This is a genomic window from Streptomyces sp. NPDC088747 (assembly GCF_044751025.1).
Taxonomy (GTDB): domain Bacteria; phylum Actinomycetota; class Actinomycetes; order Streptomycetales; family Streptomycetaceae; genus Streptomyces.
Map to the genome: position 1 here is coordinate 217,138 of NZ_JBIVKZ010000017.1, position 21,422 is coordinate 238,559.

General features: G+C 70.9%; 22 protein-coding genes, 2 pseudogenes and 1 riboswitch. Of the genes and pseudogenes, 15 read left to right on the forward strand and 9 right to left on the reverse strand.

The features are described from left to right. Window positions 1-49 precede the first annotated feature (49 nt). The 7 genes from ACIP79_RS33080 to ACIP79_RS33110 all read left to right on the forward strand — a co-directional run bounded on the left by ACIP79_RS33080 (window position 50) and on the right by ACIP79_RS33110 (window position 6,376). Window positions 50-376: a plasmid stabilization protein gene (locus tag ACIP79_RS33080; RefSeq protein WP_401229163.1), complete on the forward strand. Its 327-nt coding sequence runs from the start codon at window positions 50-52 to the stop codon at window positions 374-376. Window positions 377-508: 132 nt separating this feature from the next. Continuing rightward, window positions 509-775, forward strand: coding sequence for a DUF4235 domain-containing protein (locus ACIP79_RS33085; RefSeq protein WP_401229166.1), 267 nt, complete (start codon window positions 509-511; stop codon window positions 773-775). Between the two features lie 105 nt (window positions 776-880). Next, window positions 881-1,945 carry a YihY/virulence factor BrkB family protein gene (locus tag ACIP79_RS33090; RefSeq protein ID WP_401229169.1) on the forward strand — a complete coding sequence of 355 codons (1,065 nt, stop codon included), beginning with the start codon at window positions 881-883 and terminating at the stop codon, window positions 1,943-1,945. 354 nt (window positions 1,946-2,299) lie between these two features. Beyond that, window positions 2,300-3,367 (forward strand): glycosyltransferase family 1 protein, encoded by a 1,068-nt coding sequence (locus tag ACIP79_RS33095; protein WP_401229171.1) that lies wholly within the window; start codon window positions 2,300-2,302, stop codon window positions 3,365-3,367. Next, window positions 3,367-4,464: a glycosyltransferase gene (locus tag ACIP79_RS33100; protein WP_401229174.1), complete on the forward strand. Its 1,098-nt coding sequence runs from the start codon at window positions 3,367-3,369 to the stop codon at window positions 4,462-4,464. The genes ACIP79_RS33095 and ACIP79_RS33100 overlap by 1 nt, the downstream gene beginning before the upstream one ends. Next, window positions 4,461-5,480: a glycosyltransferase gene (locus ACIP79_RS33105; RefSeq protein ID WP_401229177.1), complete on the forward strand. Its 1,020-nt coding sequence runs from the start codon at window positions 4,461-4,463 to the stop codon at window positions 5,478-5,480. The genes ACIP79_RS33100 and ACIP79_RS33105 overlap by 4 nt, the downstream gene beginning before the upstream one ends. Next, a complete protein-coding gene (locus ACIP79_RS33110) occupies window positions 5,480-6,376 on the forward strand; it encodes a glycosyltransferase family 2 protein (protein ID WP_401229179.1) in 897 nt (298 codons plus the stop codon). The genes ACIP79_RS33105 and ACIP79_RS33110 overlap by 1 nt, the downstream gene beginning before the upstream one ends. 16 nt (window positions 6,377-6,392) lie before the next feature. Here ACIP79_RS33110 and ACIP79_RS33115 read toward each other — a convergent pair whose 3' ends face one another. Further along, entirely contained in the window at window positions 6,393-6,812 is a 420-nt protein-coding gene (locus ACIP79_RS33115) for an arsenate reductase ArsC (RefSeq protein ID WP_401229182.1), read from the reverse strand. Between the two features lie 124 nt (window positions 6,813-6,936). Between ACIP79_RS33115 and ACIP79_RS33120 the strand changes: the two genes are divergently transcribed. Together ACIP79_RS33120 and ACIP79_RS33125 are read left to right on the forward strand one after the other, a co-directional pair. After that, on the forward strand, window positions 6,937-7,251 hold the full coding sequence (locus ACIP79_RS33120) for an ArsR/SmtB family transcription factor (protein WP_401229184.1): 315 nt from the start codon (window positions 6,937-6,939) through the stop codon (window positions 7,249-7,251). A gap of 37 nt (window positions 7,252-7,288) precedes the next feature. After that, window positions 7,289-8,080, forward strand: a complete 792-nt coding sequence (locus tag ACIP79_RS33125; protein WP_401229186.1) for an aquaporin — start codon at window positions 7,289-7,291, stop codon at window positions 8,078-8,080. Here the strand turns inward: ACIP79_RS33125 and ACIP79_RS33130 are convergent. After that, window positions 8,070-8,462, reverse strand: coding sequence for an ArsR/SmtB family transcription factor (locus tag ACIP79_RS33130; protein ID WP_401229189.1), 393 nt, complete (start codon window positions 8,460-8,462; stop codon window positions 8,070-8,072). The genes ACIP79_RS33125 and ACIP79_RS33130 overlap by 11 nt on opposite strands. Window positions 8,463-8,644: 182 nt before the next feature. On the opposite strand from ACIP79_RS33130, the gene ACIP79_RS33135 reads away from it, so the two are divergent. Continuing rightward, window positions 8,645-10,012: an FAD-dependent oxidoreductase gene (locus tag ACIP79_RS33135; protein WP_401229190.1), complete on the forward strand. Its 1,368-nt coding sequence runs from the start codon at window positions 8,645-8,647 to the stop codon at window positions 10,010-10,012. A gap of 18 nt (window positions 10,013-10,030) precedes the next feature. Here ACIP79_RS33135 and ACIP79_RS33140 read toward each other — a convergent pair whose 3' ends face one another. From ACIP79_RS33140 to ACIP79_RS33150, 3 genes are all read right to left on the reverse strand, one after another. After that, window positions 10,031-11,113 (reverse strand): alkene reductase, encoded by a 1,083-nt coding sequence (locus ACIP79_RS33140; RefSeq protein ID WP_401229192.1) that lies wholly within the window; start codon window positions 11,111-11,113, stop codon window positions 10,031-10,033. A gap of 358 nt (window positions 11,114-11,471) precedes the next feature. Continuing rightward, entirely contained in the window at window positions 11,472-11,951 is a 480-nt protein-coding gene (locus ACIP79_RS33145; protein ID WP_401229195.1) for a MarR family winged helix-turn-helix transcriptional regulator, read from the reverse strand. Window positions 11,952-12,007: 56 nt separating this feature from the next. After that, complete coding sequence (locus ACIP79_RS33150) at window positions 12,008-12,922, reverse strand: NADP-dependent oxidoreductase (protein WP_401229196.1); 915 nt, start codon at window positions 12,920-12,922, stop codon at window positions 12,008-12,010. A 171-nt stretch (window positions 12,923-13,093) separates the two neighbouring features. Between ACIP79_RS33150 and ACIP79_RS33155 the strand changes: the two genes are divergently transcribed. Further along, window positions 13,094-13,588: a DUF6924 domain-containing protein gene (locus tag ACIP79_RS33155; protein ID WP_401229199.1), complete on the forward strand. Its 495-nt coding sequence runs from the start codon at window positions 13,094-13,096 to the stop codon at window positions 13,586-13,588. A 50-nt stretch (window positions 13,589-13,638) separates the two neighbouring features. On the opposite strand, the pseudogene ACIP79_RS33160 reads toward ACIP79_RS33155, so the two are convergent. Then, window positions 13,639-14,256 (reverse strand): annotated as a pseudogene (locus ACIP79_RS33160) (siderophore-interacting protein); the annotation flags it as partial. A gap of 10 nt (window positions 14,257-14,266) precedes the next feature. Between ACIP79_RS33160 and ACIP79_RS33165 the strand changes: the two are divergent. Next, a pseudogene (locus ACIP79_RS33165) lies at window positions 14,267-14,572 on the forward strand (hypothetical protein); the annotation flags it as partial. Between the two features lie 61 nt (window positions 14,573-14,633). Continuing rightward, window positions 14,634-15,167 (forward strand): LmeA family phospholipid-binding protein, encoded by a 534-nt coding sequence (locus ACIP79_RS33170; RefSeq protein ID WP_401229201.1) that lies wholly within the window; start codon window positions 14,634-14,636, stop codon window positions 15,165-15,167. A gap of 473 nt (window positions 15,168-15,640) precedes the next feature. Here ACIP79_RS33170 and ACIP79_RS33175 read toward each other — a convergent pair whose 3' ends face one another. Continuing rightward, on the reverse strand, window positions 15,641-16,234 hold the full coding sequence (locus ACIP79_RS33175) for a TetR/AcrR family transcriptional regulator (RefSeq protein WP_401229202.1): 594 nt from the start codon (window positions 16,232-16,234) through the stop codon (window positions 15,641-15,643). A gap of 89 nt (window positions 16,235-16,323) precedes the next feature. Between ACIP79_RS33175 and ACIP79_RS33180 the strand changes: the two genes are divergently transcribed. Both ACIP79_RS33180 and ACIP79_RS33185 read left to right on the forward strand, forming a co-directional pair. Further along, entirely contained in the window at window positions 16,324-16,749 is a 426-nt protein-coding gene (locus ACIP79_RS33180; protein ID WP_401229205.1) for a nuclear transport factor 2 family protein, read from the forward strand. After that, window positions 16,746-17,600, forward strand: coding sequence for an NAD(P)H-binding protein (locus tag ACIP79_RS33185; RefSeq protein ID WP_401229206.1), 855 nt, complete (start codon window positions 16,746-16,748; stop codon window positions 17,598-17,600). Before ACIP79_RS33180 ends, ACIP79_RS33185 begins: the two co-directional genes overlap by 4 nt. Window positions 17,601-17,661: 61 nt before the next feature. Here the strand turns inward: ACIP79_RS33185 and ACIP79_RS33190 are convergent, their stop codons facing one another. Together ACIP79_RS33190 and metE are read right to left on the reverse strand one after the other, a co-directional pair. Next, a complete protein-coding gene (locus ACIP79_RS33190) occupies window positions 17,662-18,384 on the reverse strand; it encodes an FAD binding domain-containing protein (protein WP_401229260.1) in 723 nt (240 codons plus the stop codon). Between the two features lie 252 nt (window positions 18,385-18,636). Beyond that, window positions 18,637-20,955: a 5-methyltetrahydropteroyltriglutamate--homocysteine S-methyltransferase gene (gene metE / locus ACIP79_RS33195; protein ID WP_401229208.1), complete on the reverse strand. Its 2,319-nt coding sequence runs from the start codon at window positions 20,953-20,955 to the stop codon at window positions 18,637-18,639. Window positions 20,956-21,111: 156 nt separating this feature from the next. Next, window positions 21,112-21,331, reverse strand: a riboswitch (cobalamin riboswitch). Between the last annotated feature and the right edge of the window lie 91 nt (window positions 21,332-21,422).

A 21,422-nucleotide genomic window follows, 5' to 3' on the forward strand; every position in this document is an offset into this window, starting at 1 on the left:
ATCGTCCTGACAGAGCGGCCCGAGGTCGCCGAATGGAAGGAGAGTTTCCATGCCTAGGGGTTCGAACGCGAAGCGTGAGCGTCAGTACGAGCACATCAAGGAGGGCGCCGAGAAGCGCGGCACCTCGGAGGGCCGGGCGAAGGAAATCGCGGCACGCACGGTGAACAAGGAACGCGCCCGCGCGGGAGAGTCCAAGACGGCGAGCAAGACCTCCACGAAGGACCCGAAATCCGCCTCCCAGCGCGGTGGTGAGCGTTCTCACCGCGGTTCGCAGGGGCCGACGAAGGACCAGCTGTACGCGGAGGCCAAGAAGCGCAACATCGACGGCCGTTCGTCCATGAACAAGAACGAACTGGCCAAGGCCCTCGGCCGCTGACCGGCCCACCGGTGACGCTCGGTACACGAAGGAGTTGGCCCCCGGCCTCATCCTCGCGGCGGGGGCGTCTCCGTGTTCGTGCAGCGTCGCCGTGTCCATACAGCTCAGAGAACCGACGAAGGAGATGAAACCGTGAAGGCATCGAAGATCGCTTACAAGCCGGTCGGCCTCGCTCTCGGCGCGGTCAGCGGCATGCTGGCCGGCGCGGCGTTCAAACAGGCGTGGAAGGTACTCGGGCACGACGAAGACGCCCCCGATGCCACTGATGAGGGCCGTAGCTGGACCGAGGTACTGGTTGCCGCGATCATTCAGGGCGCGATATTCGCCGGGGTCAAGGCCGCTGTCGACCGGGGCGGCGCGGTCGCCACCCGTCGCATGACCGGCACCTGGCCCGGCTGACCGGCGCAGCGGCAGGGCGCCGACGGCGCTCCCGGCGCCCCTCGCAGTGCTGAAGCATCTGCCTGACCGGTGATTGAGATCTCGGCGATGGGCTACTCAGAACGTATGGCAAAGCTACATTTTTCGGGACGAAAAGACCGCCAGGGCAGTGGCGAGGATCCCGGCGCCGACTCGCCCGCACCGGACGAGGCGGGCCCCGGCCGGGACGTGGAGGACGCCGCCCCGGATGCCCCGACCCAACTCCCGGGGCCCGCCTGGGGCCGGGTCCTCAAGGGAAGCCTGAAGGAGTTCAAGGACGATGAGCTGACCGACCGGGCGGCGGCGCTCACGTACTACGGGGTGCTCGCGCTCTTCCCGGCCCTGCTGGTCCTCGTCTCCCTGCTGGGCCTCACCGGTAAGTCGACCACGGACAAGGTGCTGGACAACCTCACGCAGCTCACCCCTGGTTCGGCCCGCGACATCCTCACCCAAGCCGTGGAACAGCTGCAGGGCAACGCGGGCGTCGGCTCCCTCGTGGCCGTCATCGGTCTGGTGGTGGCGGTGTGGTCGGCGTCGGGCTATGTCGCGGCCTTCATCCGCGCCGCGAACGCCGTCTACGACATGCCCGAGGGGCGACCGGTATGGAAGATCCTCCCGATCCGCGTCGCGGTGACCGTGGTGCTCCTGGTGCTGGCCGTCCTCTGCGCACTGATCGTGGTCTTCACCGGAGGCATCGCCCGCCAGGCGGGGCAGGCTCTGGGCATCGGGGACACCGCGCTGACGGTGTGGTCGATCGCCAAATGGCCCGTCCTGGTCGTACTGGTCACCATCATGATCGCGATCCTGTACTGGGCCTGCCCCAACGCCAAGGTCAAGGGCTTCAAGTGGATCACGCCGGGCAGTTTCATGGCCCTGCTCATCTGGATGATCGCCTCGGCCGGCTTCGCGATCTACGTCGCGAACTTCGCCTCCTACAACAAGACCTACGGCACCATGGCCGGCGTCGTCGTCTTCCTGGTGTGGCTGTGGATCAGCAATCTGGCGATCCTCCTCGGCCTCGAGTTCGACGCGGAGGCCGTACGTCAGCGAGCCATCGCCGGCGGACACCCACCCCAGGCCGAGCCCTACACCCAGCCGCGCGACACCCGCACCTGGGACGAAGACGACCTACGCCGCATCGACGGAAGTTGAACCTCGGGCGTGAGCCGGCAGGCGGTGGTCTTGATGACGAGCACGCTGGCCGACCGGCCGGTGTTCCGGAGTGTGGCTGCGTGAATCCGGATACCGGAACTTTCCGGAGAGCCTGAATGGATCAACCGGACGGGGGCACTCCGCCTCCCAGAGGCAAGATGGTCCCTGCGGAGCAAAGGGGCGGGAAACCGCGCGTATGCAGCCCCCGAAGCGCCAGCCGGCGCAGGCGTAGCGCAGCCCGTTCAGCACAGGGAGGACGAACCGTTGTCCGACACCCCTCGTTCGCAGCCCCGGCAGCCCGAGCCGGATGGAACGCGTGCCCACGCGCCCCGGTCGAGCTCGGAAGCAAGCCCGATGTCCGGCCCCGACGGCATCATCCGAGTCGCCTCGGTTCCCGCCGGGCACGTCTACGTGCGCCATCTGTCCCCGCCCAACGGTGACCGCGTGGTCCGCCTGGCCGACCCCCGCCCCTGCGGAGCGCCGAGCGGATCGCAGCAGTGGTGGCCTCCGGTCATGCTCGATCCGGACTGGGTCGAAAAGCACGCCGGCACCTTCGACGTCTTCCATGTGCACTTCGGCTTCGACGCTCAGTCCCCTTCATCCCTGCGGGAACTCGTCGACGCGCTGCGCCGTCACGGCAAACCGCTCGTCTACACCGTTCACGACCTCGTCAATCCCCACCACCACGACGAAAGTGAGCACCAGGCGCAGCTCGACGTGCTCGTCCCCGCGGCGGACCGGCTCATCACCCTCACCCCGGGAGCAGCGGCCGAGATCGAGGCGCGCTGGGGACGCACCGCGCTGGTGCTACCCCACCCACACGTGGTCGAACCAGCTCAACTGGTTCGGCCACGTCCCCGACGAGACACCTTCACGGTCGGCCTGCACGCCAAGAGCATCCGCCCCAACATGGACCCCTTGCCGGTCACCAGAGTGCTGGCGGACGCGCTGGCGGAACTGCCCGACGCGGTACTGCGCGTGGACTGCCACCCGGAGATCGACGACCCCGCCAGCCACTGGTACGCGCCCGGCGTGCTGGAGGAACTGCGCGAGCTGGACCGCGCGAGGCGGCTGGAGCTGAGCGTCCACGACTACTTCGACGACGACGATCTGTGGGACTACCTGATCGGTCTGGATGTGTCCGTGCTGCCCTACCGCTTCGGCACCCATTCCGGATGGCTGGAAGCCTGCCACGACCTGGGGACCGTCGTCCTCGCCCCGTCCTGCGGGTATTACCCTCAGCAACGACCGTGCCTCAGCTACGGGCACGACCGGCTGGGACTGGACGAGGCATCGCTACGGGAGGCGGTGCTCACCGCTTACGAGAAGCGCCCCGCCTGGCGGGCCGACCCCGCACAACGCGAGGCGGAACGCCTCCAGCTCGCAGAAGAGCACGCACTCCTCTACGCGAGTCTGCTGTGATGCCCACCGAGTCGGCCACCCCGCTGTCCGCACGTACCCCCCTGCGGATCGCTCTCATCGCCTCCGCCCGCCACCCGATCCGCGACCCCTTCGCCGGCGGCCTCGAAGCGCACACCTGGACGTTGTCGAAGGCCCTGCGCACTCGTGGGCACGAGGTCACCATCTTCGCCGGGCCGGGTTCCGACCCGGCGCTGGGGGTGGTGGAGATGCCGTTGAGGCCTGTCCGGATCAGCGAGGCCGCCCGTCAGGACCCGAGCATGCTGGCCGCGCACTGGGTGCAGGAACACCACGCCTACCTGCAGTTGATGCTCGGCCTTGCGCACGGGCCCGAGCGGTACGACATCGTGCACAACAACAGCCTGCACTATCTGCCGGTGGCGATGGCCGCCGCGCTCTCCGTCCCCGTCGTCACCACCTTGCACACCCCGCCCACGCCCTGGCTCGAATCGGCGGTCCAGGCCGCGGCGCACTGCCCGGTGCACTTCAGCGCGGTCAGCGACCACACCGCCGCGGCCTGGCGCCATGTCGTACCCGTCGCCACCGTCGTACGCAACGGCATCGACACCCAGCGCTGGCAACCAGGACCTGGCGGCGAGGATCTGGTCTGGTCCGGACGGATCGTGCCGGAAAAGGGCACCCATTTGGCGATCGAGGCCGCACAGATCGCCGGCCGAAAGCTGCGCATCGCGGGGCCCGTGGGGGACACGGAGTACTTCGAGACGTGTATCCGGCCGCGCCTGAACCGTTCGATCATCTACGCGGGTCACATGTCCCAACCCGAGCTGTGCGACCTGGTCGGCTCCTCAGCGGCAGCTGTCGTCACTCCCTGCTGGGACGAACCCTACGGACTCGTGATCGCCGAGGCCCTGGCCTGTGGCACACCGGTCTGCGGCTTCGCGCGAGGAGCACTGCCGGAAATCGTCACCCCCGACTGCGCCCGCCTCGTGGCCCCTGGTGACTGCATGGCGCTGGCGAAAGTCGTCGAGCCGACGATCGGCCTCTCCCGCGCCGCCGCCAGACACCACGCCGAGACCTTCTGCTCCATGGACGTCATGACCCGCAGCTACGAGACCTTCTACCGGCAGGTCGCGGCATGATCGGCTACTACGTCCACCACCAGGGCAGCGGCCACCTCAACCGCGTCCGGACCATCGCCGCGCACTGCCCCTTCCCGGTGACCGGCCTGTCCAGCCTGCCCGCGCCCGACGACTGGCCCGGCGACTGGGTCCGTCTGCCCGCGGACGACGACGGCGACCCGGCGGCCTTCCGCGACGTGAGGGCCGGCGGCCATCTGCACTGGGCACCCCTGCGGCACAGCGGGTTCCGCGGACGCATGGCGGCGATCGCCCAATGGATCGCCACCGCCGCCCCTCGTCTCCTGGTGTCCGACGTCTCCGTCGAAGTGGCCCTGCTCGCACGGCTCCTGGGCGTTCCCACCGCGGTGGCGGCCATGCGGGGCGAGCGCACCGACCCCCCGCACCAGATGGCCTACGACCTGGCCGACCTGCTCATCGCCCCCTGGCCCGCCTCACTGCCCGAGCCCGGCTGGCCGGAGCGCTGGTACGCCAAGACAGTGCACACCGGAGCCTTCTCCCGCTTCGACGGCCGTCCCCTCCTCCCACCGGCCGGTGAACCCACGAGCGGGACCCGCCCCCGGCGGGCGCTCCTGCTGCTGGGGTCCGGCGGGACCGACATCTCGCCCGGAGAGGTGAAAGCCGCGCAGGAAGCCACACCGGCCTGGCGGTGGACGACGCTGGGCGGCCCGGACGGCGGATGGGCGGCCGACCCGTGGCCCGCTCTGTGCGCGGCCGACGTCGTGATCACCCACGCCGGCCAGAACGCTCTCGCCGAGTGCGCCGCCGCCCGACGACCGGCGGTGGTCGTCCCTCAGGAGCGGCCCTTCGGCGAACAGACCGCCACGGGACGTGCCCTTGCCCGCGGCCGCCTGGCCGTCGTCACCCACGGCTGGCCCGACGCCGAGGAATGGCCTGCCCTACTGGGCCGGGCCCGTGCGCTCGGCGGGGACGGCTGGACACGGTGGGCACCCGGCGACGGCGGCGCCCGGGCCGCGGCTGCCCTTGCCCACGCCGCCTCCTGGGAGAGCGGCCTCTGATGCGTACCGCAGTGATCACCCTCGCCGCCGGCCGGCACCGGCATCTCAGCCTCCAGCAAGCCGGACTCGCCGCGAGCTCGTACCCCCCGGACCAGTACGTGGTCGTCGCCATGGACGACCCGCACCTGCGCACCGTCCTCGCCGACCGGGACCCTGCCGCGACGGTCATCGACTGCCCGGTGAACGAGGGGAACCTGCCCCTGGCTCGCGCCCGCAACCTCGGCGCCGCCCGCGCCCTCCAGGACGGCGCCGAACTGCTCGTCTTCCTGGACGTCGACTGCGTCCCCGGCGAACGACTGCTGGAACGCTGCGTCCAGGTGGCGAGTGACCCTGCCCACCGCCACTCACTGCTCTGTGGCACCGTCGCCTACCTGCCCCCACCCGGCCCCAGCGGCTACCGCCTGAGCGACCTCCACGCCCTCGCCGCACCCCACGCCGGGCGCCCCTCACCAGCACCCGGCGAGATCATTGAGGGCAGGGACCACACACTGTTCTGGTCGCTGTCCTTCGCCCTGACCGCGGACACCTGGCACACCATCGGCGGGTTCTGCGACGAATACGAGGGGTACGGCGGCGAAGACACCGACTTCGGCCAGCGTGCCCGCGCAGCAGGCACACGCCTCATCTGGGTGGGAGGCGCGCCGGCCTTCCACCAGTACCACCCGACCTCCACTCCGCCGGTGCAGCATCTCCGCGACATCCTGCGCAACGCCGCCGTCTTCCAGCGCCGCTGGGGCTGGTGGCCGATGAACGGCTGGCTCGATCAGTTCGCCGATCTCGGTCTGATCCACTGGGACCACGCCACCGGGCGGTGGGAACTCGCTCCGGCCGCGGTGGGAGTCCCGGTCACGGAGAAACCCGACCAGCCGCCCATCCCGACAACTGGTCCCGTATGACCATCACTTGGCGGCGTCATGCTTCCTGGGCGGCGTCGATCTCGGCGATCAGCGCCTCGACGCGGCTCCTGATCTCGTCACGGATGGGGCGGACGGAGTCGACGCCCTTGCCGGCCGGGTCCTCCAGGTCCCAGTCGAGGTACTTCTTGCCGGGGAAGACCGGGCAGGCGTCGCCGCAGCCCATGGTGATGACGAAGTCGGAGGCCTGGACCGCCTCGGTGGTGAGGATCCTCGGCTCGGCGTCGGCGATATCGACGCCGGCCTCCTTCATGGCCTCGACGGCGGCAGGGTTGACCTGGTCGCCCGGGATCGAGCCGGCGGAGCGGACCTCGATCCGGTCGCCCGCGAGGTGACTCAGGAATCCGGCGGCCATCTGCGAGCGCCCGGCGTTGTGGACACAGACGAACAGCACGGAGGCGAGCGGGCTGGAGGACATCGGTTCTTCCTTCGTAAGTGATCGAGCGGGCCGTGCGGGTGCGCCGGGATGTGCGGTGAGGATGCGGGTCCAAGAAATCATCTGAAGCTGATATCAGCTTCAGATGATGTGAAACTATCAGCCCATGATGACGTCAGTCGACACTGATCTGTTGCGGGTTCTCGCCGACCCGCTCCGCCTCCGCATCGTCACCCTGCTCGCCGAGGAGACGCTGTGCAGCACGCACCTGATCGAGGAGACGGGGGCCACGCAGACCAACCTGTCCAACCATCTGAGGGTGCTGCGGGAGGCGGGGGTCGTGGACACCGAGCCATGCGGCCGGTTCACCTATTACCGGCTCAGGCCCGAGGTCATCGCCTCCCTCGCCGGCCGGTTCACCGCGCTCGCGGAGACCGCGCGTGTCACCGCGGAGAACGACACCAAGCGGTCATGTCCCTGATCCCCGCCCGCGCGGCCACCCGTACCGAGGAGTCCTGTTGACCGCCACCGAGGCCGCCGGGCGCGAAAGCGCCGGGGGATCGGCCATAGCCCCTGCCGAGACCGTGCCGCGGCCCACTCCGGGCGCCCCCGCGCTCAAGGCGTCGCCGCTGATCGCCAAGGCGGCAGCGGAGTTCACCGGCTCCGCCGCCCTGGTCGCGATCGTGGTGGGCTCCGGCATCCAGGCCACCGAGCTGACGAGGGACGTCGGCCTGCAGCTGCTGGCCAACTCCACCGCGACCGTCTTCGGTCTCGGGGTCCTGATCCTCCTGCTCGCGCCGGTCTCCGGAGCGCACTTCAACCCGGCCGTCACCCTGGCCGACTGGTGGGCCGCCCGTCGTGGCGGCGCCGGAACGACCCTGCGTGAGGTCGCCGTCTACATCCCGGCCCAGATCACCGGCGCGATCGGGGGTGCGGTCCTGGCCGACGCGATGTTCGGCGAACCGCTCGTGAAGTGGTCCACGCACGACCGCTCCGCGGGCCATCTGCTGCTGGGCGAGGTCGTCGCGACGGCCGGGCTCATCCTGCTGATCTTCGGCCTGGCCCGTACCGACCGGCTGCGCTTCGCACCCGTCGCGGTGGCCTCGTACATCGGCGCCGCCTACTGGTTCACCTCGTCGACGTCCTTCGCCAACCCCGCGGTGACGATCGGCCGCGCCTTCACCGACACCTTCGCGGGCATCGCACCCGGCTCGGTCCCCGGCTTCATCGCCATGCAGGCTGTCGGCGCCGGGGTGGGACTGGCGCTGGTGGCGCTCATCTTCCTGCCGGGACGGAGTCTCAGACGGTGACCGGTGCGGTCGGTCCGGTCGGACCGGTCACCAGCAGTTTGCCCATCGCGGCCAGCACGGAGGGTTCGACCCGGTAGTAGACCCAGGTGCCGCGCCGCTCCGAGGAGAGCAGCCCGACCTCCTTGAGCTTCTTCAGGTGGTGGGAGACGGTCGGCTGGGAGACGCCGACGTCGGAGATGTCGCACACGCATGCCTCGCCGCCGTCGCGCGAGGCCACCGCGGAGAACAGGCGCAGCCGTACGGGATCGCCGAGCGCCTTGAACATCCGTGCCGCGGTCTCCGCCTCATCGGCGGTGAACGGCCTCTCGGTGAGGGGCGGGCAGCACGACTCCACGGCACGGTCGGCGTCATCCAGGAGCGGCAGCACCCTCGTATTCGACATACGTCAATGTTGACACACATCGACATGCGTCGAACCAGCCAGACCGGAACCTGCAACGCAGGAAAGTGTCAGGTGCTCTTCCCCCTCCCGGTTTCGATATCTGTCTATGTTGACGCTCATCGAAGCAGGTGGAATGCTGGCCGCGTAAGAAATCGACGAACGTCGAAGCAAAGGGGAATCCCGTGAACGCGCCCACCACCGACCACCTGCCCGTCGTGGTCATCGGAGCCGGTCCGGTCGGCCTGGCCGCCGCCGCTCACCTCACGGAACGCGGCATCCAACCGCTGGTCCTGGAAGCCGGCCCCTCAGCGGGCACCGCGGTACGCGCCTGGGCACACGTGCGGCTGTTCTCCTCCTGGGCCGAAGTCGTCGACCCCGCCGCCGAGAAGCTCCTCGCCCCTACGGGATGGGTCCGCCCGGACCCCGCCACCTACCCGACCGGCGGCGACTGGGCCGAGCGGTACCTCCAGCCGCTCGCCGACCTCCTCGGCGACAGGGTCCGCTACGCCACCACGGTGACCGGCGTCGCCCGTGCGGGCCGCGACCGGATCGTCGACTCGGGCCGCGACGAGCAGCCCTTCAACGTCCACATCACCCGCGCGGACGGCACCGAGGAGCGGATCACCGCCCGCGCCGTCATCGACGCGGCCGGCACCTGGTCCGGGCCCGGCCCCATCGGTGCGGACGGCCTGCCCGCGCTCGGCGAGAAGGCCGCCGCCGAGCGCGTCACCTACCGCGTCCCCGACCTGAGGAACCCCGCGGTCCGTGCCCGCTACGCCGGCAGGCGCACCGCCGTGGTCGGCTCGGGAGCCTCCGCCTTCACCACCCTCGCCCACTTCGCCGACCTGGCGGAGGAAGAGGCCGGCACCCACGCGGTGTGGATCCTGCGCCGCGGGATCACCGGCTCGACGTACGGCGGCGGGGCGGCCGACGAACTGCCCGCCCGTGGCGCGCTCGGCCTGCGCGCCAAGGCCGCCGTCGAGAACGGCCACGCCTCCGCCGTCACCGGATTTCGCACCGAGGCCGTCGAGCGCGATTCCGACGGCCGCCCGGTGCTGGTCGCCGAGGACGGCCGCCGCCTCGACGCGGTCGACGAAGTCATCGTCCTCACCGGCTTCCGCCCCGACCTGTCCTTCCTCGCCGAGGTCCGCCTCGGCCTCGACGAGCGCCTCCAGGCGCCGACCGCGCTGGCGCCGCTCATCGACCCGAACGCGCACTCCTGCGGAACGGTGTACCCGCACGGCGTGAAGGAACTGTCCCACCCGGAGAAGGGCGTCTATCTGGTCGGCATGAAGTCCTACGGCCGCGCGCCGACCTTCCTCGCCATGACCGGCTACGAGCAGGTCCGCTCCATCGCCGCGTCCATCGCGGGGGACCAGGAAGCCGCCGAGCGCGTCGAGTTGACCCTGCCGGAGACCGGAGTGTGCGGCGGAGCGGGCCTGTTCGACGACCCCGACGCCGCGCGGAGCAGCGAAGGGGGCGGCTGCTGCTCGGCACCGGCCACCCTGCGGATCGGCATCGGAGCTCCGGCCTCGTCCGGCGGGTGCTGACCCTTCAGCCGCTGAGCGTCAGCCCTCTCGCAGATGCGGGTAGTCGGTGTAGCCCTGGTGGTCGCCGCCGTAGAAGGTGCTGGGGTCGGGTGTGTTGTAGGGGCCCTGGGCCGCCAGGCGGGCGGGGAGGTCGGGGTTGGCGAGGAACAGTGCGCCGAAGGCGATCATGTCCGTGGTGCCGTCCTGGACAAGGCTGAGGGTGTCCGGGCCGGTGGGCTCGGGGCGGGTGAACGGGTTGAGGATGAACGTGGCCGGCCAGGTTTTGCGCAGGCTGATGGTCAGTGCCCGGTCGGCGCCTTCGATCATGTGCAGATAGGCGAGGTTCAGCTCGCCGAGTCGGCTGACCAGAGTGGTGTAGGTGTTCTCCACGTCTGCCGCGTCCGTCTCGGCGATGTCGTTGTAGGGGTTGCCGGGAGAGATGCGGAAGCCGGTGCGGTGGCTGCCGATCGCTTCCGCGACGGCGGCGGCCACTTCCAGGCCGAAGCGGACCCGGCCGGTGACGTCGCCGCCCCAGTCGTCGGTGCGCCGGTTGGTGTTGGGTGCGAGGAACTGGTGGATCAGGTAGCCGTTGGCGCCGTGGATCTCCACGCCGTCGAAGCCCGCGGCGATCGCGTTGCGTGCCGCGTCGGCGAAGTCGGTGATGGTGCGGGCGATGGCGTCGGCGTCCAGCTCTCGCGGGGTGACGAAGTCCATCGGTCCCTGGCGGGTGAAGACCTGCCCGTCGGCGGCGACGGGTGAAGGGGCGACGGGGGTCGAGCCGTCGGGAAGCAGGCTGGGGTGGCCGATGCGGCCGGTGTGCATCAACTGCGCGAAGATCACGCCGCCGTCGACGTGGACGGAGTCGGTGACCTTGCGCCACGCGGCCACCTGCTCCGGGGAGTGCAGGCCCGGGGTGTCGGGGTATCCCTGGCCGACCTCGGAGGGCTGTATCCCCTCGGTGACGATGAGGCCCGCACTCGCGCGCTGGCTGTAATAGGTCGCCATCAGATCGGTCGCGGTGGCTCCCGGTCCGTAGGCCCGACTGCGCGTCATCGGCGCCATCACTATGCGGTTGGCCAGCGATCGGCCGCCGACATCGATCGGGGCGAAGGCGTTCGTCATCGGAATCTCCCTGCTGTCACGAAGAAAAGAGTGGGAAGAGAAGAAGGGGCGGCTGCGGCGCGGCTGCTCTGCGTGCACTTCTTGTGCGATCGGCGGAACGGCGGCGTCGGCGCCTGTGTGGCATCGGCGTGCTGCCGGGGTCGCGCCTCAGCAGCAGCGCCGTTACCCACCTGTCTGCGGCGCGCCCGCATGTCTCGGCGTGCGGTATCTCGACCGCCGCGGTGATGCGCCACCCGGGCGGGCGCCGAGGGGGGTTTCCTGTCGCTCTACGAGGAGCGAGGGCTGCCCGCGAAGCGCCCGTGCTCCGCGCGGAGTTGGAGTGGCCGGCCCGGTGACCGGGCCGCCCGGCCGTGCCTGATCACCCGACGGGGGCCTGCCGGTTGTGGTCCCTGACCGACTTCTCGATCGTGCGCGCACACGTGGTGAACATGTCGATCTGTTCAGGGGTCAGGTCGCGTACGGAAATCTGCTCCAGGGTGCGCCACATGTCGGCGATGGGCTCCCGAAGGGCTCGGCCGGCGTCGGTGAGGCTGACCACCATGACCCGCCGGTCGTGAGGAGCGGGCGCTCGGGTGAGCAGTCCGGCCTCCTGCATGCGGCGCAGTGACTTGGAGACGGTGGAGTGGTCGAGGCCGGCACGCTCCAGCAGTTCTGCCTGTGTCCGGCCGTCCCGGTCGAAGAGCTGCATCAGCAGCAGTTCCTGTCCCGGGTGCAGGTTCAGGGCGCGCAGCATGGCTGCGGCGTGGCCGCGGTGGGTGCGGGCGAGTTGGAAGATGGCGTAGCTCAGTCGCCCGTCGCGCGCCGTGTTCGGCAGTTCCGTTGGGGTGGTGTCGGACATTGGTGCTCCCTGACCGCAAGAGTGGAGGTGATTCGGTTGGTCGACGGTGAGGACGATCAATCGACGGTGAGGACGATCTTGCCGCGGTTGTGGCCGGCGTCGCTGGCCTGCTGCGCCTTGGCGGCATCCGCCAGCGGGTAGGTGGCGCTGAGCGTGGTCACCAGTGTGCCGTCGGCGGCCTGCTGGGCCAGTTCGGCCAGCCGCGCGCCGGAGCGGCGCTGCGGGCCCTCGGCGAAGACGATGCCGAGTTCGCGGGCGCGGAAGTCGGCGGTGGTGACGATGCGGTCGGTGCCGCCCCGCAGCGTGATGGAGTCCTCCAGCGCCCCCTTGCCCGCGGCGTCGAAGACGGCGTCCACCCCTTCCGGGGCGAGCTCGCGGACCCGCTGGACCAGGTTCTCCCCGTAGACCAGCGCGGTCGCGCCGAGCGAGGTGACGTACTCCTGGTTGGCGGCTCCGGCGGTGCCGATGACGCGGGCGCCGCGGGCGACGGCGAGCTGGACGGCGATGGTGCCGAGCGCGCCGGACGCTCCGTGGATCAGCAGTGTCTCGCCCGAGGTGACGCCGAGCAGGTCCAGCACGCGTTCGGCACCGTCGCTCGCCACGGGCAGGGCGGCGGCGTGGACCCAGTCCAGGCCGGCCGGCTTTGGCGCGAGGACGGACGCGGGTGCCAGTGCGTACTGGGCGTAGGAGCCGGTGTCGGACCAGCCCAGGACCTCGTCCCCCGCCTTCAGGTGGTCGACGCCCTCGCCGACGGCGTCGACCACTCCGGCGATCTCTCCGCCCGGCACGGCGGGCAGCGTGGTGGGGAAGATGGCCTCCATGACGCCGGAGCGGATCTTGCCGTCCACCGGGTTGACGCCGACAGCCCGGACGCGCACACGGACCTGGCCGGAGCCGGGCTGAGGAATGTCGAGGTCCGCCTCGTGCAGGACCTCGGTGCCGCCGAACGCGTCGAAAACGATGGCCTTCATGACTGTCTTCTCCTCTGGTGGGATGCTGCGCCGACCACTTCCGTTGCCAGCCACATAAAAGTAACACCGATTGTGTGGCTAGCCAAGTAATTGTTCTGGGGCGCGATGTCAGTGCCGTTCGCTACCTTCTGGTTCGGATCGGAAGTCCAGAACTGTTCAGGGGAGCGATCGATGGCGGCACTGTCCGAATTGTCGGAGCATGACGAGTTCTCGGCCGTGGTCATCAGGACCGACTTCACGGACGAGGCCGCGTGGCGGAAGGCGACGGCGGAGCTGGAGGCGGCTTCCCACTACGACTGCGATCCCGCGGAGACCTATGACGTGGTCGACATGCCGGAGTTGGACGGCGCGGACCCGGAGGCGGTCCTCGCGGCGATATCCGCCCACGAGGATCTCTGGACTCGGCTCAGTGTGGTCTTCATCGCGGACAGCGTCACGATGCGTGCCGACCACCGCGCCCTGCTCGCGGTCAGTACGTCGTCCCCGGAGGAGTTCGAGGGCGACGACGGCCACGAAGCCATGGTGGAGTTCGGGCGCCCGTTCCGTACGGTGCCGGGCGGTGTCCACACCATTCACGCCAACCTGACACTGGCCAACATGGACTTCGAGGAGTTCTCGCAGGCCGCGCGCGAGGACTCGGAGGGTGTCTTCCGCTCCTTCTCCTAGGCGACGGCCCCGCCCGGCAGGGCGTGTTCAGGGCGAGTCGACCGTGCTCGTCACACCTTCGCCCGGTCGTGCTTCCAGAAACCGGAGAACGTGATGCGGTCCTTGGGCAGACCCGTGCGGTGAAGATGGCGCCGCCCCTCCGTGGCCAGCGTCGACTCGCCCACCACGAAGGCGTATCCGGACGCGTCGACCTCGTGGCGTCGGCGGAGTTCCTCCAGCGCGGCGGCGCCCGGCACCGCGTGGGTGTCGTCGCGGACCACCCAGGTCACCCGGACACCGTCGGGCGCGTCGAGGTGGCGCCGGTCGCCGGCGACCGGGATCTCCTGGATGACGTGCCCGACGGTGTCGCGCGGCAGCGAGCGGAGGATGCCCGCGGTGGCCGGCAGGCCGCTCTCGTCGGCGACCACCAGCACCTCGGAGGCGTCAGCGGGACAGTCGAAGATCAGCCCCTGGTCGAGCAGGGCCATGGGGTCGCCGGACCGGGCCGCGCACGCCCAGATCGCCGCGTTGCCCTCGGGTTCGCCCGTCGGGCCGCAGTGCACGACGAAGTCGATGTCCAGCTCGGCGGTCTCAGGACGGAAGTCGGCCACGGTGTAGTTGGCGCAGTACGGCCGTACGTCCTCGGGGATCGCCAGGTACGGCTCCCACCATTTCGAGCCCTCCAGCTGGGATCGACCCATGCACCAGCCCCAGCACGGATACGGCGACGATTCCGCGTACGAGCCGTACCACCCCCCTTACGACTCCTGCGGCGCGTGCGACCCCCAGGGCCCGGGCCCGTACGCCGACGACATTCCGCGCGGGTCCGGGCGGGGCGATGAACCCCCTCGGCGGTACGCCTTCCGTCGGCGGCCCGTCGTCATCGCCACCGCGGGCCTGCTGGCGCTGGCCCTGCTCCCCGTCGCGGCCGACCGCCTCGTGGCGGCGCGCGTCGAGTCGCGTACGGCTGAGGCGTTCCAGGAGGGCATGGGCACGCCCCTTCCTCCCGAGGTCCATGTCCGCGGCTTTCCCGTCGTGACCCAGGCGGCCGCCGGAACCCTGCGGGGTGGACATCACCGCCCACGACATACCGTCCGCCGGATCGGCACGCCCCCTGCCGGTGACCGAACTCGCCCTGCGGCTGGAGGGGTTGACCGAGTCCGACGACGAGAGCGAGGCGCGGGCGCGCAGTGCGCGGGCCATCGCCGTCCTGTCGTACGCGGACGTCTCAAACACCCTCGGCCTGGAGATCTCCCAGGGCGACCGCCCCGGCCAGGTGACCGCGCTCGTCCTGCTGCCCTTCGGCGGGGAGGCCGCCGTACGGACCACCGTCTCGGCGGCCTCCGGCAATCGCATCGCCTTCAAGGATTTCGAGGTGACGGGCGGCTCGCTGCCCGCGGCGGGAGGCGCGGTGCTCGACAAGGTCTTCGAGCGGCCGATCCAGCTGCGGAACATTCCCGACGGTCTGCGCCTGCGGTCCGTCACCACCACGGCCGCGGGTCTCACGGCCCGTTTCTCGGGGGAGTCGGTCACCTTCCGCCCGGAAGGCGCGGCACAGGACGACGAAGGACGTGCCGACTCCGTGGTGCGCGGTGCGTGAACGCCCGGGGGTTGCTGGGTAGTTCAGCGCTCTTGTTCGCCGTCGCCGTGCCCGACCGGGACGGGGGCCGGGGCTGCTCGCGGGACTTCGGGCGGTGGAGCGGTGCGCGCCCCGAGAGCGGGCTCGCGGCGGCTGGGCGCCTTCACGGACTCGCCGCGCCACCGCATCCTGGGCTTCTTCGGTCAGGCGTTCCGTGCGGGAGAGGGTGGCGGCGCCCCGTCGTTCCCTGGGCTTCTTCGGCCAGGCGTTCCGCGCGGGGGCGGGGGAGGTCGGCGCCCCGCACCTCGCGCTTGTTCGGCCAGGCGCTCCGCGCGTTGACGGCGCCGCTCGGCCGGCCGGACTGGCGTCGATGTGTGGGCGCCCGGCCGACGGTGCTCGCGGTTGGTGTGTGGGCGCCCGGCCGACCGCACTCGCCGTCGCCGAGCAATAGCGCCAGCGCCGCGAGCACCGGGGGCGCGTGGACGCCCGCGCGGTCAGTCCCGTGACGCCGGGGAGTCCAGCACCCTTGCGACGAAGCCGGCGAGCTGAGCCCGCATCTGGTCGCGTGTCATCCGCTGTCCGCCGATGAGGTGTTCGACGAGGTCGGCGCGGACCGCGGCCAGTAGCGCGTGCGCGGTGAAGTCGCCGTCGGGGAGTCCGGGGACCTTCTCCAGGGCCTCCCGGAGGGTGCTGTGCCACCGCTCGTAGTGCTCGGCCTGGTAAGGGCTGTCGCTCCCGATTCCCTCAAGGGCCAGGGCGAGATGCCGGTTGTCGATCTTGAAGCGCAGGACCGCGTCCAGGAGGGCGGGTACGCGTTCGAGCGGCGGAGTGGCGGGTCCCAGTGGTGGTGGGCCCTCCTCGGCAGCGAGCCTGATCGGCGCGAGCCGCGTCTCGTAGAGCGCGTGGATCAGGCCGGTGCGGTCGCCGAAGCCGCGGAAGAGCGTCGCCTTGCCGACGCCGGCCGCCGCCGCGATGTCGGCCATGGTGACCGCCTCGGGGCTCTCGCAGGTGGCGAACAGGGTGTCGGCGGCCGCGAGGACGGCCTCGCGGTTGCGAGCGGCGTCCGCCCGTGGCTTGCGGTCGGACATGCGTGCCTCCAGTTGCAAAGCGGACCCCGGGTCCGTATCGTCTCAGTGAAGCGGACCCCCGGTCCGTATTCTATGGGACGGAGCACCCCATGAGCACGAACACCGCACCGGCGGAGCTTTTCCGCCACGGCCTGCGACTTCTGCTGGACAAGGACATCCCCGGCTGGGTGGACCTGTGGGACGAGGACGGGGTCATGGAGTTCCCCTTCGCGCCGGAAGGATGGCCGAAGCGGCTGGAGGGCAGGGCGGCCGTCGCCGAGTACATGCGTGCCTATCCCGACCACATCGAGCTGCACGGCTTCCCTCACGTCGAGATCCACCAGACCCTCGCCCCGGAGACCATCGTGGTCGAGATGCGCGGCGTCGGACGTCTGGTGGACACCGGCGGCCCCTTCGACATGACCTACATCGCCGTGGTCACCGTCAGGGACGGACTCATCACCCTCTACCGCGACTACTGGAACCCCCTCTCCGTCCAGGACCCCGCCGCGGACTTCGCCGGGAGCAACCGATGAACCCCGCCGAGGAATCGACCCTGGTGATCGGGGCCTCCGGTACCACCGGCAGCCGTGTCGTCGCGCAACTGGCCGCCGCTGGACGGCGCGTCAGGGCCGCGGGCCGCCGTGCCAGTCCGGTGGAGGGTGCCGACGCCGTGCGGTTCGACTGGGAGGATCCGACGTCCTTCGCGGGAGCCCTCGAAGGCGTGGACCGGGTGTATCTCATCCCGCCGCTCGGCGCTCCCGACCCGGCAGCCGTCATGCTGCCCTTCCTCCGGCAGGCCCGTGCGGCGGGAGTGCGGCGCGCGGTTCTCCTCAGCTCGTCGGCGATCCCCGCGGGAGGACCCGCCGTGGGACAGGTCCACCAGGCACTGCCCGGCCTGTTCCCCGAGTGGGCGGTCCTTCGGCCGTCGTGGTTCATGCAGAACTTCACCGGCGACCACGCGCACGCCCGGACCGTCCGGGCCGACGGCACCATCCTGACGGCGGCGGCCGAGGGCCGTGTCGGATTCGTCGACGCCGACGACATCGCCGCCGTCGCCGTCCACGCGCTGACCGCGACCCGGGCCCCGAACGCCGACCTGATCATCACCGGGCCGGCAGCGCTCAGCTACGGGGACGTCGCGGAGATCCTCACCCAGGTCACCGGCCGCCGCGTGACGCACCGTCAACTGACCTACGAGCAGCTGCGCGACCGGCTGACCGCCGACATGCCCGCCGAGTTCGCCGCGATGCTCGCCGGCATGGACCGGGCCATCGCCGATGGCGCGGAGGACCGCACCACCGACACGGTCGAGCGTCTCACCGGCCGCCCACCGCGCGGCTTCCGCGCCTTCGCGGAACGGGAGGCGGCCCGGCTCCGGGTCTGAGATCCGAGCCGGCGGCCCTCTTTGCCGCGGGAGTCAGGACCGTCTTCAACGGACGGCGTTTTCAACGGACGGCGGGGCGGGACAGGAGCTCGGTGACCTGTCCGCGGACCACGTCCCAGCCCGTCGCGTGCAGTCCGCCGAGCGTGGTGTCGCGCAGAGCTTGGAGAACCTGTTCGGCATCGGCGTCGTACTCGGCGCTGTCGCTGAGCACCTCGTAGCCGTCGCGGACGGCGACGCGCAGGCGGGACCGGCCGCCCTCGCCGCTGTGCACCGCCGCGGCGACGACGAGGGGCGGCGCTCCGCCCGCCTCGCCCGGCTGCTTCCGGTAACTGCTGGCGATCGGCTCCCGCCAGTGGACGCTGAGCAACAGGTGCCGCTTGGCCAGCACTTCGGCCAGATCGGTCTCGTAGACGCTGTCCGGCTCCAGGACCATGCCGCGGGCGTCCAGGACGAGCGCGGCGGGCAGCAGACATCGCAGGGTGCTGCCGACGAGATTGCCGCCGACGGTGGCTGCCCGGCGGACCGCGCCGGTCCCGACGGAGGAGGCCGCCCGATGCAGCGACTCCGGCACCCGGTCGTCGATCCGGCTCAGCACGACACCCGCGCCCAGTGACCCGCGCTCTACCGTGTTGGCGGCCGGCAGGTCGCGCAACGACATCGCCTGCTCCGGGAAACCGTCCCGCAGCCAGCCCGCCCACACCAGTGTCGCCCCGCCTATGGGCACCGCCCCCTCGGCCAGGCACTCCTGAGCTTCGGACACGGACGTGGGCAGACGCAACAGCACGGTGGCCGACCTGACTTTCTGGAACTCGGTGACCGAGGTGGGCGATACCCCGGCCAGTTGACCGCTGACAAGGCGCATTTTTCCCACGTACGCGGGGGCGCGTACAGGGCTCACTCCTCCACCCTGTGCTCCCCTCATGGGCGAACACCTAATCGAGGAGCCCTACACGCACATTCCGTGACCTGCTGGCGGCGGACGTCCGGGCCGACCGGGAAGGGGCCGGCATGTGCCCTTCCCGGTCGGCCCGGCGGGTCAGGACCCGGCGATCTCCGTGCGGACCGTCCGGGCCGCCGCGACCAGGTTCTCCAGCGATGCCCGGGTCTCGGGCCAGCCGCGCGTCTTCAGGCCGCAGTCGGGGTTGACCCACAGCCGCTCGGCGGGGATGGCCTCAAGTCCCTTGCGCAGCAGGGCCGATGCCTCGTCCGCGCTCGGCACGCGCGGTGAGTGGATGTCGTACACCCCGGGCCCGGCCTCGCGCGGATAGCCGTGCTCGGCCAGCTCCCGGGCGACCTGCATGTGCGAGCGGGCGGCCTCCAGGCTGATGACGTCGGCGTCGAGATCGTCGATGGCCCGGACGATGTCCCCGAACTCGGCGTAGCACATGTGGGTGTGGATCTGGGTCGCCGGGCGGACGCCGCCGGTGCTCAGGCGGAACGCCTCGGTGGCCCACGCCAGGTACGCCGGACGGTCGGCGGCGCGCAGCGGCAGTGTCTCGCGCAGCGCGGGTTCGTCGACCTGGATCACCGAAGTCCCCGCCGTCTCCAGGTCGTCGACCTCGTCGCGCAGTGCGAGGGCGACCTGTCGGGCGGTGTCACCGAGCGGCTGGTCGTCGCGGACGAAGGACCAGGCGAGCATGGTGACGGGCCCCGTCAGCATGCCCTTGACGGGACGGCCGGTCAGCGACTGGGCGTACGTCGTCCAGCGCACCGTCATCGGTTCGGGGCGGGAGATGTCGCCGGCCAGGATCGGCGGGCGGACGTAGCGGGTGCCGTAGGACTGGACCCAGCCGTGCTGGGTGGCGAGGTAGCCGGTGAGCTGTTCGGCGAAGTACTGGACCATGTCGTTGCGTTCGGGCTCGCCGTGCACGAGGACGTCGAGGCCGGTCTTCTCCTGGAAGGAGATCACCTCGCCGATCTCGGCCCTGATGCGCTCCTCGTACCCGGAGCCGTCGATCCGGCCCGCGCGCAGATCGGCCCGCGCGGTGCGCAGTTCGGCGGTCTGCGGGAAGGAGCCGATGGTGGTGGTCGGCAGCAGTGGCAGCCCGAGGTGGGCGCGCTGGGCGGCGGCCCGCTCGGGATACCGCGCCGAGCGGCGGGCGTCGGCCTCCGTGACGGCGGCGGCACGGGCCCGCACCGCGGGGTCGTGGGTGAGCGCCGAGCCGGCCCGGGAGGCCAGGTCGGCCCGGTTGGCGGTCAGTTCCGCCGCGATGGCCTCGGTCCCGAGGGCGAGGCCCCTGGCGAGGGTGACGATCTCGGCGGTCTTCTGGCGGGCGAAGGCGAGCCAGCGCAGGACCTCCGGTTCGATGTCGCTCTCGGCGGCGGTGTCGAGCGGGACGTGCAGCAGCGAGCAGGAGGCGGCCACGTCGACCTGGCCGGCCAGGCCCAGCAGGGTGCCCAGGGTGGCGAGGGACCTGGTCAGGTCGTTGGCCCAGATGTTGCGGCCGTCGACGACGCCGGCGACCAGACGCCTGTCCGGCAGTCCGCCGACGGCGGCGAGCGCGTCCAGGTTGGCGGCGGCCGTGCCGGTGAAGTCGAGGGCGAGACCGTCGACCGGGGCCTTGGCCAGTACCGGCAGGGTGTCGCCCAGCCGGCCGAAGTAGGAGGCGACCAGCAGTTTCGGGCGGTCGGTGAGCCCTCCCAGGTCGCGGTAGGCACGGCCGGCCGCGTTCAGTTCGGCGGGCGTGCGGTCCTGTACGAGCGCGGGCTCGTCGAGCTGTACCCATTCGGCGCCCGCCGCGCGCAGGTCGGCGAGGACCTCGGCGTACACGGGAAGCAGCCGGTCGAGGAGGGTCAACGGGGCGAAGTCCGCGGCCACTCCGGGCGCGGGCTTGGCGAGGAGCAGGTAGGTGACGGGGCCGACCAGGACGGGCCGGGCGGTGAGGCCGAGTGCCCGTGCCTCCGCGAACTCGGCGACCTGCTTGGTGGAGTCGGTGGTGAAGACGGTGTCCGGGCCCAACTCGGGTACCAGGTAGTGGTAGTTGGTGTCGAACCACTTGGTCATTTCGAGCGGTGCGACGTCCTGGGTGCCCCGCGCCATCGCGAAGTACCCGTCGAGCGGGCCGGCGGCGACGGCGCCGCGGTGGCGGTCGGGGACCGCGCCGACCATGACGCTGGTGTCCAGGACGTGGTCGTAGTACGAGAAGTCACCGGTGGGGACCTCGTGGATACCGGCGTCCGCCAGTCGCTCCCAGTTGGAGCGGCGTAGTTCCGCGGCGGTGGCCCGGAGGGTGTCGGCGTCTACGCGGCCCTTCCAGTAGCCCTCGATCGCCTTCTTGAGTTCCCGGCCCTGGCCCTGACGGGGGTAGCCGTACACGGTGGCCCGTGCCGCCGCGGCTGCGGACTTCGCTGTCACGGAAATCTCCTTCGCGAGATATCTCCCTGGGATCCCGGGACGGGACGGGGGCGCGAAGGGTGACGAACCGAACGGGACTCGTGCGCGGGGCACGGTCGTCCGCCCGACATGTACGCCGACCCGCCCACGAGGTCACCGGGATCTCCGCGCACGAGGGATCGCGCGCGGGCAGCGGGCAGGTCTTCGGACTTGTGGGCGCGTTCTCCCTGCGGAGGACACCTACTGGCCGTCGCTTCCCAGACCCGGCCGGGCCCAGTGCGTATGACGGCGGTCGTTCCCACTCACCGCTGCGGGGCAGTCCCGGATTCCCACCGGGTTCCCTCTTACGACGCATCCCGTCTGGCGGACGGGGCGAACCAGCTGCACACGTCAGCCTAGTGAGCTGGTTCGGAGATGCGTGAGCAGTAGCGGCAGATGCGGTCGAGGATCTGGTCGGCGGTCTTGGTCCATTTGAAGGGCCTGGCCTG